14 protein-coding genes are annotated in these 11793 nt (G+C 72.1%); 11 read left to right on the plus strand and 3 right to left on the minus strand.

Annotation, left to right across the window (positions count from 1 at the left end; translation table 11 throughout):
- Window positions 1-10 precede the first annotated feature (10 nt).
- The gene (locus tag BMZ47_RS02040) at window positions 11-1171 is read left to right on the plus strand and encodes a M20 family metallopeptidase (RefSeq protein ID WP_091857990.1); all 1161 of its coding nucleotides are present in this window, start codon (window positions 11-13) and stop codon (window positions 1169-1171) included.
- A gap of 23 nt (window positions 1172-1194) precedes the next feature.
- Here the strand turns inward: BMZ47_RS02040 and BMZ47_RS02045 are convergent, their stop codons facing one another.
- Window positions 1195-2190, minus strand: coding sequence for an aldo/keto reductase (locus BMZ47_RS02045; RefSeq protein ID WP_091857993.1), 996 nt, complete (start codon window positions 2188-2190; stop codon window positions 1195-1197).
- Between the two features lie 107 nt (window positions 2191-2297).
- Here BMZ47_RS02045 and BMZ47_RS02050 point away from each other — a divergent pair, with 107 nt between their 5' ends.
- Together BMZ47_RS02050 and BMZ47_RS02055 are read left to right on the plus strand one after the other, a co-directional pair.
- Window positions 2298-3218 carry a LysR family transcriptional regulator gene (locus BMZ47_RS02050; RefSeq protein WP_091857995.1) on the plus strand — a complete coding sequence of 307 codons (921 nt, stop codon included), beginning with the start codon at window positions 2298-2300 and terminating at the stop codon, window positions 3216-3218.
- A gap of 23 nt (window positions 3219-3241) precedes the next feature.
- Window positions 3242-3733, plus strand: coding sequence for a hypothetical protein (locus BMZ47_RS02055; RefSeq protein WP_139220902.1), 492 nt, complete (start codon window positions 3242-3244; stop codon window positions 3731-3733).
- Window positions 3734-3872: 139 nt separating this feature from the next.
- Here BMZ47_RS02055 and BMZ47_RS02060 read toward each other — a convergent pair whose 3' ends face one another.
- Window positions 3873-4661: an SDR family NAD(P)-dependent oxidoreductase gene (locus BMZ47_RS02060; RefSeq protein ID WP_091858001.1), complete on the minus strand. Its 789-nt coding sequence runs from the start codon at window positions 4659-4661 to the stop codon at window positions 3873-3875.
- Between the two features lie 108 nt (window positions 4662-4769).
- Between BMZ47_RS02060 and BMZ47_RS02065 the strand changes: the two genes are divergently transcribed.
- Together BMZ47_RS02065 and BMZ47_RS02070 are read left to right on the plus strand one after the other, a co-directional pair.
- A complete protein-coding gene (locus BMZ47_RS02065) occupies window positions 4770-5327 on the plus strand; it encodes a TetR/AcrR family transcriptional regulator (protein WP_167368979.1) in 558 nt (185 codons plus the stop codon).
- 90 nt (window positions 5328-5417) lie between these two features.
- Entirely contained in the window at window positions 5418-6125 is a 708-nt protein-coding gene (locus BMZ47_RS02070) for a response regulator (RefSeq protein WP_047170857.1), read from the plus strand.
- Between the two features lie 33 nt (window positions 6126-6158).
- On the opposite strand, the gene BMZ47_RS02075 is transcribed toward BMZ47_RS02070, so the two are convergent.
- Window positions 6159-6713 (minus strand): TetR/AcrR family transcriptional regulator, encoded by a 555-nt coding sequence (locus BMZ47_RS02075; protein WP_091858009.1) that lies wholly within the window; start codon window positions 6711-6713, stop codon window positions 6159-6161.
- A gap of 169 nt (window positions 6714-6882) precedes the next feature.
- On the opposite strand from BMZ47_RS02075, the gene BMZ47_RS02080 reads away from it, so the two are divergent.
- The 6 genes from BMZ47_RS02080 to BMZ47_RS02105 all read left to right on the plus strand — a co-directional run bounded on the left by BMZ47_RS02080 (window position 6883) and on the right by BMZ47_RS02105 (window position 11755).
- On the plus strand, window positions 6883-7470 hold the full coding sequence (locus BMZ47_RS02080; RefSeq protein WP_091858012.1) for a sugar O-acetyltransferase: 588 nt from the start codon (window positions 6883-6885) through the stop codon (window positions 7468-7470).
- A 308-nt stretch (window positions 7471-7778) separates the two neighbouring features.
- On the plus strand, window positions 7779-8264 hold the full coding sequence (locus BMZ47_RS02085; RefSeq protein ID WP_205836176.1) for a MarR family winged helix-turn-helix transcriptional regulator: 486 nt from the start codon (window positions 7779-7781) through the stop codon (window positions 8262-8264).
- Complete coding sequence (locus BMZ47_RS02090; protein ID WP_091858014.1) at window positions 8261-10297, plus strand: FUSC family protein; 2037 nt, start codon at window positions 8261-8263, stop codon at window positions 10295-10297. Before BMZ47_RS02085 ends, BMZ47_RS02090 begins: the two co-directional genes overlap by 4 nt.
- Window positions 10294-10503: a DUF1656 domain-containing protein gene (locus tag BMZ47_RS02095; protein ID WP_091858017.1), complete on the plus strand. Its 210-nt coding sequence runs from the start codon at window positions 10294-10296 to the stop codon at window positions 10501-10503. Before BMZ47_RS02090 ends, BMZ47_RS02095 begins: the two co-directional genes overlap by 4 nt.
- Window positions 10500-11432 carry an efflux RND transporter periplasmic adaptor subunit gene (locus tag BMZ47_RS02100; RefSeq protein WP_091858020.1) on the plus strand — a complete coding sequence of 311 codons (933 nt, stop codon included), beginning with the start codon at window positions 10500-10502 and terminating at the stop codon, window positions 11430-11432. The genes BMZ47_RS02095 and BMZ47_RS02100 overlap by 4 nt, the downstream gene beginning before the upstream one ends.
- Before the next feature lie 65 nt (window positions 11433-11497).
- Window positions 11498-11755, plus strand: coding sequence for a hypothetical protein (locus BMZ47_RS02105; protein ID WP_091858024.1), 258 nt, complete (start codon window positions 11498-11500; stop codon window positions 11753-11755).
- The last annotated feature ends 38 nt before the right edge of the window (window positions 11756-11793 follow it).

Raw genomic sequence — 11793 nt, forward strand, 5'->3', positions numbered from 1 at the left:
AGGGATTCCGATGACCGAGAGAGACGCCGCCGCGATCCGCTGGCTCGAAGGGCAGGAGGGCGCGATGCTGGCCCTGCTCGAGGAGCTGGTGAACATCGATTCCGGCTCCTACGACAAGGCCGGGGTCGATGCGGTGGGCGCCCGCATCGCGTTCTTCCTGGCCGAGCACGGCGTCTCGGTCACCACCATCCCGGTGGAGGATTACGGCGACGCGCTCAAGGCCCAGGTCGCCGGGTCCGGGGGCGCCAACCGGCCGATCGTGCTGATGGGCCACCGCGACACCGTCTTCCCGAAGGGCGAGGTCGCCCACCGGCCGTTCCGGATCGCGGAGGGCCGCGCCTACGGGCCGGGCGTCGCCGACATGAAGGCCGGGCTGGTGATGAACGCCTTCGTGCTGGCGGCCTTCCACAGAGCCGGCGGCGCGCCGGTGCCCTTGGTCGGCCTGTTCACCAGCGACGAGGAGATCGGCTCGCCGGCCTGCCGGCCGATCATCGAGGAGACCGCCCGCGGCGCCCGCGCGGTGCTGAACGCGGAGCCCGGCCGCCCGACCGGCAACGTCGTCACCGGCCGCAAGGGCGGCGTGTTCATGCATCTGGAGGTCCTGGGCAGGGCCGCCCATTCCGGCGGCAACTACGCCGAGGGGCGCAGCGCCATCGGGGCGCTCGCCCACAAGATCATCGCGCTCCACGCGATCACCGATCTCGACCGCGGCATCACGGTCAATGTCGGGCTGATCTCGGGCGGCCAGTCGGTCAACACCGTGGCGCCCCGGGCGACCTGCGAGATCGACCTGCGCTACGTCACCCCGCCCGACCGTGACGACGCCATGAACCGGATCGCCGCGATCGTGGCCGACACGCATGTGCCCGAGACCCGCGCGCAGCTGACCATCAAGGGTGAGTTCCTGCCCCTGGTGCAGGACGCGGCCTCGCGGGCGCTGTTCGAGACCTATGCGCGGGTCAGCGCCCAGCACGGTGCCCGGGTCGAGGGGGAGTTCGCCGGCGGCTGCGCCGATTCCGGCTTCACCGCGAGCGTCGGCTGCCCGACGCTCTGCGCGGTCGGGCCGGTCGGCGGCAAGGCCCACTCGCCCGAGGAATATCTCGAGGTCGCGAGCCTCGTCCCGCGGGCGCGGGCCATCGCCGAGACCGTCGCGGCAGCCGCGACGGCCTGAGGCGCCGGCTTCCCGGACCGCGTTCAGCCGTCCACCAGCGCCAGGGCGGCGTCGGTGTAGCGGCGGCCGCTGACCGCCTCGGGCGGCATCGCGGCGTCGATCGCGGCGAGGTCGTCCGCGCTTAGCACGATCTCCGCGGCGGCGGCGTTCTCCTCGAGGTGCCGGATCTTGCGGGCGCCCGGGATCGGCACGATGCCGTCGCCCCGGTGGAGCACCCAGGCCAAGGCGAGCTGGGCGGGCGTGACGCCCTTGTCGGCCGCCAGGGTCGCCAGCGCGTCGAGCAGCCTCTGGTTGGCCGCGAGGTTCTCCGCCTCGAAGCGCGGCAGGGTGCGGCGGAAATCGTCGGCCGCGAGGCTGCCGCGATCGCGGATCGCCCCGGTGAGCAGGCCGCGCCCGAGAGGGCTGTAGGGCACGAAGCCGATGCCGAGCTCGACGCAGGTCGGCAGCACGGCGGCCTCCGGCTCGCGGCTCCACAGGGAATACTCGCTCTGCACCGCGGCGATCGGATGGACCGCGTGGGCGCGCCGGATCGTGGCGGCGCCGGCCTCGGACAGGCCGAGGGCGCGCACCTTGCCGGCGCGCACGAGATCCGCCATCGCGCCGACCGTGTCCTCGATCGGCACCGCCGGATCGACCCGATGCTGGTAGAACAGGTCGATGACCGCGACGCCGAGGCGCCGCAGCGAGGCGTCGCAGACGGCGCGGACATGCTCGGGGCGGCTGTCGACGCCGACGATCCGGTCCCGGCCCTGGCCGGTCTCGGCGATCTTGAAGCCGAATTTGGTGGCGATGACGACCCGATCGCGGAACGGCGCCAGCGCCTTCCCGACCAGCTTCTCGTTCTCGAACGGGCCGTACATCTCGGCGGTGTCGAAGAACGTGATGCCGCGCTCGACCGCCCGGTGCAGCGTGGCGATGGCCTCCGCCTCCGGCTGGCCGCCATAGGCGTAGCTCATGCCCATGCAGCCGAGGCCGATGGCGGAGACGGAGAGTTCGGAACCGAGTCGACGCTGTTGCATGTGATTCCCCTGTGAGTCCCCAGGCCGAAGCCGCCGGGACTCTGCGCAGAGGGCCGCCATAGGATAATACGTCTTTCCCGGCGCAGCCTGTCCTATCCGGCTCAACAATGAGACGCACCGACCTTCCCGCCCTGGCGATCTTCGCCGCCGTCGCGGCACGCCGCAGCTTTCGCGGGGCGGCCCGCGATCTCGGCCTGTCCGTGTCGGCGGTGAGCCACGCGATCAACGGGCTGGAGGCGAGCCTGGGGATCCGGATCCTGGCCCGGACCACCCGCAGCGTCGCGCCGACCGAGGCCGGCCGGCGGCTGCTCGCGGGGCTCGAACCGGCGCTGGCGGCGATCGACGAGGCGGTCGAGGCCGCCACCGCCTCGCAGAAGCGGCTCTCGGGGACCCTGCGCTTCTCGGTGCCGCACTCGGCCGCCGAGATGCTGATGCTGCCGCTCGCGGCGTCGTTCACCCGCGCGCATCCCGATGTCGCGATCGAGATCCGGGCGCAGGACGACCTGCGCGACATCGTGGCGGAAGGGTTCGACGCCGGCGTCCGCTTCGAGGAGAGCCTGGAGCAGGACATGATCGCGGTGCCGCTCGGCCCCGCCCAATGCGCGGCCATCGTGGCGGCGCCGTCCTATTTCGCGCAGCGTCCGCGGCCGCTGACGCCGCAGGATTTGCACGACCACATCTGCATCAACCGCCGTTTCGCCGGCGGCGCCCTGTTCCGCTGGGAGCTGGAGAAGGACGGCGCCGCCGTGGCCGTCTCGGTCTCGGGAAACCTGATCCTCGACGATATGCGGCTGGTCGCCGAGGCGGCCCGGATGGGCGCCGGCCTCGCCTACCTGTTCGAGGCGCAGGTGACCGACGACCTCGCCGCCGGCCGGCTGGTCCGCGTGCTGGAGGATTGGTGCCCGCGCTTCCCCGGCTTCTTCCTCTACTACCCGAGCCGCCGGCTGATGCGGCCGGTGCTGCGGGCGTTCCTCGATGCCGTGCGGGCCGAAGCGGTGGGCGCACGGTCGCCCGGGGCGGTTGCGTGAACTCTACCCCCGATCCCGCTCCAATGGCCGCGCTTGATGCGATCGTGCATGCCGCGCGGGTCTTCCTGGAATCACGCTGGCCTGCGTGGCACCGGCGGTGGGGGCCGCCTCATCCGGCTTGCGCGTCTCAGTGGACCTGCATCCGGTCCAGTCTGTTCGTCCGGAAGGTGCTCGGCCAGGTGGGGATCGGAGCCACGATCGCGAGCGGCGTTCCGAACGCCCGGGAACGATGCGGGTTCTTCGACGGCGTGTCCTGGAACAGCCATGCCTGGGTACGCACCGCCGGTGCGATCGTCGATGTGACGGCAGATCAATTCTCCGCCGCGGATGTGATCATCACGCCGATCTCGGATTCTCGCTACCGTGCCGGCCTCCAACCCGACGCGCGCCTCTCGGCCGGACAATCAGCGATCGCTGCGGTGGATGCGATCTGGCCGGACTGGATCGAAGAAACGGGTTCGGCGCGATATTCAGCCCTGCAAATCCGTCCCGGAACCGCCCGTCGACGCCGATGAGCGTGTCGCCGCCGCCGAGCGCACCGAAGGTCGGGGCCCGCAATTCGGGTCTGGTCGTCGGCCCGCCGGCGAGCGACCCGGGATGGGCAGCCGCTCGCCGGCGTCAGCAAGCGGCCGAGCGCACCGCCCCCGTGCCGCGTCACGCAGCGATGCGGTAGCGCTCCGCCGGCTGCACTTGTCCGAGATTGGGGATCATCGCGGTCCGCGCCCGGTCATAGGCGCTCCACTGGGCGTCGTCGGGCAGGGGCGGGATGGTCACGGTCTCGCGCCGGTCGAAGCCGACCAGGGCGGCATCGACGAGGGCGTCGGTGTCCATGACCGCCGGCAGGGCGTTCACGTCGATGCCGGCGCGCTGCCAGATCTCCGTCCGGGTCGCGGCCGGCAGGACCGCCTGCACGTAGACGCCCTTCGGCCCGAGCTCGATGTGGAGCGCCTGGCTGAGATACTGCACGAAGGCCTTGGTGGCGCCGTAGACCGCCATGCCGAATTCCGGGGCGAAGCCGACCACCGAGCCGATATTGACGATGGTGCCGGTGCCTTCGGCCGCAAAGCGCGGGGCGACCGCGGCGGCGAGGCGGGTCAGGGCCGTGACGTTGAGGGCGATCAGGTTGCTGATCTGGTCCGGGCCTTGGCCGACGAAGCTGCCGTTCAACGCGGCGCCGGCATTGTTCACCAGCACGCCGATCCGGGCATCCGCGCGCAGGCGCGTCTCGACCGCGGCGAGGTCGGCCGGCTGGGTCAGGTCGGCCTGGACGACGTCGACCGCGACGCCGGCCTCCCGACGCAGGCGCTCGGCCAGGGTCTCGAGGCGGGCGGCGTCCCGGGCGACGAGGACGAGGTCATGGCCGCGCCGGGCGAAGCGGTCGGCGTAGACCGCGCCAATGCCCGAGGAGGCGCCGGTGATCAGGATGGCAGGCTTGCTCGACATGGGCGGGATCCCTATCTCTAAACATGATCGATATCATGTAACGTAAACATGATGGTGATCATGATTGGGGTCAAGCCGTCCCTGTCCCAGAGGCGTGAGATTGCGCACATGAAGGTCAGCCGCGAGCAGATGGGCGAGAACCGGCGTCGGATCCTCGACGCGGCCGGGCGGCTGTTCCGGGACCGCGGCTTCGAGGCCGTCACGGTCGCGGAGGTGATGCGCGAGGCCGGACTCACCCATGGCGGGTTCTACGGTCATTTCCGATCGAAGGACGACCTGATCGCCGCCGCGCTGGCCGAGCTCGTCGTGGCCTCGGAGCCGGGGCCCCTGGCGCTGCCGGCTTTCGCGGCGCGCTATCTCAGTCCCGCCCATCGCGACGATCCGGCGAGCGGCTGCCCGGTGGCGGCGCTCGCCAGCGACACGATCCGGCAGGCGCCGGAGGCTCGGGCGGCGATGACCGAGGGCCTGCGCCGGCAGATCGCCCGGCTCACCGACGGCGCCGCGGAGCCCGAAAGCGCCCGCCAGGCCGCGATCGGGAGCTGGGCCGCCATGGTCGGGGCGATGATCCTGGCCCGGATGAGCGACGATCCGGCGCTCTCCGACGAGGTCCTGGCGCAGACCCGCGCCTGGATCGACCGGGCCTCACCCTCCACGCAGGCCGAATGAGCCGGCCCGCGCAGGGGCCGGGATGGGACACGGTGGCGGCAAGTTCAGCACCCGCTTGCGCCGCGGGGCCGCATCGATCAGTTTTCAGGCATCCAGCGGGCCCCGAAGCTGGATCTTGAGCAAGAAACCGCCCCGTCCGTGCATCTCCTGATCGTCGACGACCACCCGCTGTTCCGTGATGCCCTGGCGGCCACGATCCGCCTGGCCCATCCGGACGCCGTCCTGCACGAGGCCGACGGGATCGAGCCCGCCTGCGCGGTGCTCGCCGAGAACCGCGGCATCGACCTCACGCTGCTCGACCTGTCCATGCGGGGCGTCACCGGCTTCGACGGGCTGATCACGATCCGGGCCCGCTTCCCGCGCATCCCGATCCTGATCGTGTCCGGCCACGAGGATCCGCGCATCGTCCGCGAGGCCCTGCAGCACGGGGCTGCCGGCTTCGTGCCCAAGGCCATGGACAAGACCACCCTGACCCGGGCGATCACCGAGGTGATGAGCGGCGCCCTGTTCCTGCCCCCGGGCCTCGCCGAGGCGAGCGCGCCGGCGCCGCAGGCCAAGAAGAAGCCCCTGGCCGAGCGCCTCGCCCGGCTCACGCCGCAGCAATTGCGCGTGCTGATGATGATCCGCCAGGGCAAGCTGAACAAGCAGATCGCGCACGAGTTGCAGGTCGGCGATTCGACCGTGAAGGCCCATGTCTCGGAGATCCTGCGCAAGCTCGAGGTGATCAGCCGGACGCAGATCGTGATCGACACGGCGGCCCTGGATTTCGACCAGATCCACAACACCCATCCGGCCTGACGGGCGGGATTTCGCCGCCGGGACAGAGGCCCGTCAGCCGTCCGCCCCGACGAGACGCCCGACCAGCGACCGGATTTCGGCGCGGTCCATCGGCGCGACATCCACCGAACGGTGGATCGACAGGCCCTCGATCATCGCGTCCAGCACCTTGGCGGTGTCGGCCGGGAAATGCTGCCGCAGGGCCGCGCGGCTCTTCTCCATCCAGCCCTGCATCACGAGGCGCAGCGGCGGATTGCGGGCGGCGAAGGCGTAGAGCTCGTAGCTCAGCAGCATGGTCCGGGGGGTCGCCCAGCTGTCGTCGACGACGAGGTCGACCACGGCCTCGCAGGCCTCCGCGCGGTTCGAGGCGGCGGCCAGCCGCTCCGTGAAACGCGCCGAGACCGTGTCGGCCAGGAGCGTGAAGGCCTCGGTCAGCAGCTCGACCAGGCCGGTGAAATGGTAGGTCATCGAACCGAGCGGCACGTCGGCCGCCGCCGCGACCCGGCGATGCGTCGTCCCGGCGACACCGTGCTCGGCGATCACGTCGAGGGTCGCCTGGACGATGCGGGCGCGGCGGTCCGGGTCGTAGCGGCGCTGGGACGGGGGCACACGGAACTCCTGGAAACGATCATCGCCGCCGGGCGACGGTTGGCATCCGCGTCCGATGCGTACATATGTACGCATCGCCGGGAGCGCTGGGAAGCGCCGCGCCGGCGCCGATGCGGCCCGACCGGTACCGGCCCCGCATCGATGCAACGCGAAGACCGGGAGGATGCCGATGCGGACCGAGCGTGAGAAGATGCTGGCGGGCGAGCTGTATGACGCGCTCGACCCGGAGCTGGTCGCGGCCCGCGCCCGGGTCCGGGATCTCTGTCAGGCGCTCAACGCCACGCGCGATGCCGAGGAGGACCGCCGCCGGGACCTGTGCAAGCAGATCTTCGGGGCGGGCGGCGACACGGTGTGGATGCAGCCGCCGTTCTTCTGCGACTACGGATCGAATATCGAGCTCGGCGAGCGGGTCTATTTCAATTTCAACTGCGTGGTCCTCGATGTCTGCCGGGTTCGGATCGGCAGCTTCACGCTGTTCGGCCCGGCGGTTCAGATCCTGACGCCGCTCCATCCGTTCAACGCGGCCCTGCGGCGGGTGCAGGAATACGGCAAGCCGATCGAGATCGGCTCTGACGTCTGGGTCGGCGGCGGCGCCCTGATCCTGCCCGGCGTGACCATCGGCTCCCGCACCGTCATCGGCGCGGGCAGCGTCGTCACCCGCGACATCCCGGACGGGGTGCTGGCCGCCGGGAATCCCTGCCGGGTCATCCGCCCGATCAGCGACGACGAGCGGCAATCCTACGGCTCCGCGCCCTGACGCGTGACGCCCGCCGCTCCTCCGGACGCCCGAAGCGCTGAACAGATACGGATACGGCGCGAGCGGGTTGGAGCGATCCCACCCGCGCAATCAGCCCGGTGACAAGGAGCGGTCGCAATCGCCGGGGCATAAGGAAGCGCCTAGGGGCGATTCCCGGCGGCGACGGCAGCCGGCATGCAGTCGCCGCAACCCTGGGTTCGCCAAACTCGTTCGCATGCAAATCGATATGATGCTATCTATAAGCTTACGAGCTTAACCACCCGCGATCGCCTCGTCGTGGGCCTCGTCGTGGCGGGAGACCCGGCCCCATGCCGATCGCGGATGATCCCGAGGCGCAGATGCGCCTGCGGCAAGCCTATACCCATGCCCTGCAGACCGGTGCCCGCACCTGGCGGCGCGCCGCCAACGCGGTCGCGGAGGTGCACGGCCTGTCCGACGCCACCGCGTATCCCCTGGTGATGATCGGCCGGTTGGCCGGCGAGCCGCGCCAGAACGCCCTGGCGGAGGCGGTGGGAATCGAGGGTCCGTCGCTGGTGCGGCTCCTCGACCAGCTGACCGCCGCCGGGCTGGTGGTGCGCCGCGAGGACCCGTCCGACCGGCGCGCGAAGGTGATCGCGCTGACGGCGAGCGGGCGCGCGATGGTGGCGCGGATCGAGACCGAGCTCGCCACCCTGCGGGCGCGCCTCTTCGCCGAGATCAGCGCCGCGGATCTGGAGGCGAGCCTTCGGGTCTTCGCGGCGCTCCAGGCCCATATCCGCGATCCCGGCGAGACGACGCGGGAGTCGGCGGCGTGACCCTTCCCGGATGGCGTGACTGGGCGTTTGCCCTCAAGACCTGCGCGGCGGCTCTACTCGCCCTGTTCCTGGCTCTCTGGATCGACCTGCCGCGGCCCTATTGGGCGGTGGGCACGGTCTACATCACCAGCCAGGTCCTGTCGGGAGCGACCCGGTCGAAGGCGATCTACCGGGTCTGCGGCACCGTGCTCGGCGCCGCGATGACCGTCCTCCTGGTGCCGAACCTGGTGAACGCCCCGATCCTGCTCAGCCTCGCCATCGCGCTCTGGGTGGCGCTTTGCCTCTACGTGGCGATCCTCGACCGGACGCCGGCGAGCTACCTGCCGATGCTGGCCGGCTACACCGCGGCCCTGATCGGCTTTCCCGCGGTCGACGACCCGGGGACGATCTTCGACACCGCCGTGGCCCGCGCGGAGGAAATCTCCCTGGGCATCCTGTGCGCCGGACTCGCAGCCACGCTGGTCCTGCCGCAATCGGCCGCGCCGGTCATCGCCGGCCGCCTCGACCTCTGGCTGGCGGAGGCGCGGGAATGGACGCTCGCCGCGCTGAACGGCGCCCGCGCCCCGCAGGCCGGCGACGACAGCCGGGCCCGGCGCCTGCGCCTCGCCTCGGACGCCATCGCCCTGGACGGTCTCGGGCTCGCCTTGCGCAACGAGGCGAGCGGCGCCGAGCGCGCCGCCGCCGCCTTCGCGCCGTTGCGCCAGCACATGCTGATGGTCCTGCCGATCGTCGCCGCGCTGGCGGACCGCGTCTGCGCCCTCGACCGGGCCGGCGCCCTGCCGGCGCGGGTCCGGGCGCTCCTGTCGGACATCGCGCTCTGGCTGGCGGGGGAGGAGGATTGTGCCGCCGAGGCCGCGCGGCTGCGCGAGCGGATCGACGCGGTCGAGCCGTCGCTGGGCCGTGCTCCGGACTGGAACACGCTGCTGCTCGCGAGCCTGACGGCGCGGCTGCGCGACGTGATCGACCTGCGGCTCGATCTCCGGGCGCTGCGCGGTCACCTCATGGCCGGAACGAAGCCGACGCCGCTGGCCTTCACCTACACGGCGCAGGTCCACCGCGTCCGGCATCGGGATCACGGGCTGGCCGCGCTCTCGGCCTTCGGGGCCTTCGCCAGCATCCTAGTCTGCTGCGCGGTCTGGATCGGCACCGGCTGGCCCGACGGGTCCGCGGCGCCGATGATGGCGGCGGTGACCTGCTGCCTGTTCGCCGCCCTGGACGATCCGGCCCAGCCGATCCTCGGCTTCGCCAACTCGGCCATCGTCGGCGCGCTCGTCGCCGGCTTCTACCTGTTCGCGGTCCTGCCGGTGGTGACCACCTACGAGATGCTCGCCCTGGCGCTCGCCCCGCCGCTGATCCTGTGCGGGCTGATGATGACCCAGCCCCGGACGATGCCCATGGGGATGGGCGCGGCGGTGAACGGCGCAACCCTGATCGCGCTCCAGAACGGCTACACCGGCGAGTTCGCGCCCTTCGCCAATTCTGTGCTCGCCTCGGTGGCCGGGATGTGGATCGCGGCCGTCGTGATCCGGCTGGTCCGGTCCCTCGGGGCGGGCCGGATCGCCCGCCGGCTGCTGCGGATCAACCGGCGCAGCCTGGCCACGGCCGCCGAGGGCGGCGGCGCGGGGCACGGCCTCGAACTCGCCGCCCTGATGCTCGACCGGGTCGGCCTGATCGCGCCGCGTCTGGCCGCGATCCCGGCGGACGATGCCGCGGCGGCCGGCGACCTGCTGGCGGATGTCCGGGTGGGCATCAACCTGGTCGAGGTCCGGCGGGTCCGGCGGCGCCTCGCCGGCGCCGCGCGGCGCGGCATCGACGAGGTTCTCGCCCTGGTCGCGCGGCAGACCCGCAGCCGCGCGGCCGTCCCCGGCCCCGACCTGCTCTCCGCCCTCGATGCCGGGCTCGACGCCGTCGCGGCCGCCGCGGACTCGTCCGAGCGCAGGGCCGCGCTCATCGGCCTGACCGGCCTGCGCCGGGGCCTCTTCCCCGACGCGCCGGCCTATCGGGCTCCGGCCCCCCAGGAGATCGCGGCATGAGGGGCGAATTCGATCTCTACGGCGTGTTCGTGCCGACCCTGGCCCTGTGGATGGTCGCGGCCTTCCTGCTCAGCGTGCCCGTGCGCCGCCTGCTCGCGGCGACCGGCTTCTACCGCCTGGTCTGGCACCGGCCCCTCTTCGACCTCGCTCTCTACGTCCTGCTTCTCGGGGGCGTGATCGCCCTCGCCCATCGGATCCTGTCATGACCCGCCTGCTCTCCCTCGTCGGCCGCCTGGCGGTCACGCTCGGCATGGTCGCCGCGGCGGCGATCGTCGGCCTCGCCCTGTGGGATTATTACATGAACGCCCCCTGGACCCGGGACGGGCGGGTGCGGGCCGACGTGGTCGCGGTGGCGCCCGACGTGTCCGGCCTCGTCACCGAGGTGCTGGTCGAGGACAACCAGAACGTCCGCAAGGGCGACGTGCTGTTCCGGATCGACCCGGACCGGTTCCGTCTCGGCCTGCGCCAGGCCGAGGCGCTGGTGGAGGGCCGCAAGGCCATGGCCGAGCAGGCCGCGGCCGACTACGCCCGGTACAACAAACTCAGCGACGCGGCCGTCTCGCAGCAGAAGGTCGAGGCCGCCCGGGCTACCGACCTCAACGCCAAGGCCGCCTACGAGCAGGCCGTGGCCGACCGCGACCTCGCCAAGCTCAACCTCGAGCGCTCGGCGGTGCGCGCCTCGGTCAACGGCCGGATTGCCAACATGGAGTTGCGCCCCGGCGCCTACGTCACCACCGGCCGGGGCGTGATGGCGCTGATCGACCGCGACACCCTTCGGGTCGAGGGCTATTTCGAGGAGACCAAGCTGCCGCGCATCCGCGTCGGCGCCCCGGTGACGATCCAGCTCATGGGCGAGGGCGCCCCGCTGCGCGGCCATGTCGAGAGCATCGCGGGGGGCATCGCCGAAACCGGCCGGACCGACGGCTCGAACCTTCTGGCCAGCGTCAACCCGACCTTCGCCTGGGTGCGGCTCGCCCAGCGCATCCCGGTGCGGATCGCGCTCGACGAAGCGGCGAGCGATCCCCGCCTCGTCAGCGGCCGCACCGCCACCGTGGCGATCACCCCGGTGGACGGCAAACCCGACCCGAGCCTGCGCTGGCCCTGGACCGGGTGGCGCGCGGCGCTCGCCCGCTGAACCATTCCGCCGGCGCCGGGGTTTGCCTCCCACGGGATCCGAGCGATCCAGCCAGAGGACCACCCATGCCGAAGACCACACTCGCCCTCGCCGCCGCCCTGACGCTGGCGCTCTCCGGAGCGGCGCTGGCCCAGGCCCCGACCACCGGCGGCGCCGGGCAGGGCAACGTGAACAAGTCCGGCGCCGTGGGCGGCACCGGGCAGGGTTCCCTGGAACAGACCGCCCCGGCCCGTCCGGGCGCGACGACCGGTTCCACCACCGCCCCGCGGACCGGCACGCCCGGCGCGCCCGCCGGCGGCAGCACGGCGCCGAGCGCCCGCTGAGCCTGGCCGGGCCGATCCCGGGTGCGCCCGGGATCGGC

The organism is Methylobacterium brachiatum (genome assembly GCF_900113845.1).
GTDB lineage: Bacteria > Pseudomonadota > Alphaproteobacteria > Rhizobiales > Beijerinckiaceae > Methylobacterium > Methylobacterium brachiatum.

Excerpts from the sequence above, each read along its gene's own strand:
- BMZ47_RS02040 (WP_091857990.1), top strand. The coding sequence starts at position 11 with ATGACCGAGAGAGACGCCGCCGCGATCCGCTGGCTCGAAGGGCAGGAG.
- BMZ47_RS02045 (WP_091857993.1), bottom strand. The coding sequence starts at position 2,190 with ATGCAACAGCGTCGACTCGGTTCCGAACTCTCCGTCTCCGCCATCGGC.
- BMZ47_RS02050 (WP_091857995.1), top strand. The coding sequence starts at position 2,298 with ATGAGACGCACCGACCTTCCCGCCCTGGCGATCTTCGCCGCCGTCGCG.
- BMZ47_RS02055 (WP_139220902.1), top strand. The coding sequence starts at position 3,242 with ATGGCCGCGCTTGATGCGATCGTGCATGCCGCGCGGGTCTTCCTGGAA.
- BMZ47_RS02060 (WP_091858001.1), bottom strand. The coding sequence starts at position 4,661 with ATGTCGAGCAAGCCTGCCATCCTGATCACCGGCGCCTCCTCGGGCATT.
- BMZ47_RS02065 (WP_167368979.1), top strand. The coding sequence starts at position 4,770 with ATGAAGGTCAGCCGCGAGCAGATGGGCGAGAACCGGCGTCGGATCCTC.
- BMZ47_RS02080 (WP_091858012.1), top strand. The coding sequence starts at position 6,883 with ATGCGGACCGAGCGTGAGAAGATGCTGGCGGGCGAGCTGTATGACGCG.
- BMZ47_RS02085 (WP_205836176.1), top strand. The coding sequence starts at position 7,779 with ATGCCGATCGCGGATGATCCCGAGGCGCAGATGCGCCTGCGGCAAGCC.
- BMZ47_RS02095 (WP_091858017.1), top strand. The coding sequence starts at position 10,294 with ATGAGGGGCGAATTCGATCTCTACGGCGTGTTCGTGCCGACCCTGGCC.
- BMZ47_RS02100 (WP_091858020.1), top strand. The coding sequence starts at position 10,500 with ATGACCCGCCTGCTCTCCCTCGTCGGCCGCCTGGCGGTCACGCTCGGC.
- BMZ47_RS02105 (WP_091858024.1), top strand. The coding sequence starts at position 11,498 with ATGCCGAAGACCACACTCGCCCTCGCCGCCGCCCTGACGCTGGCGCTC.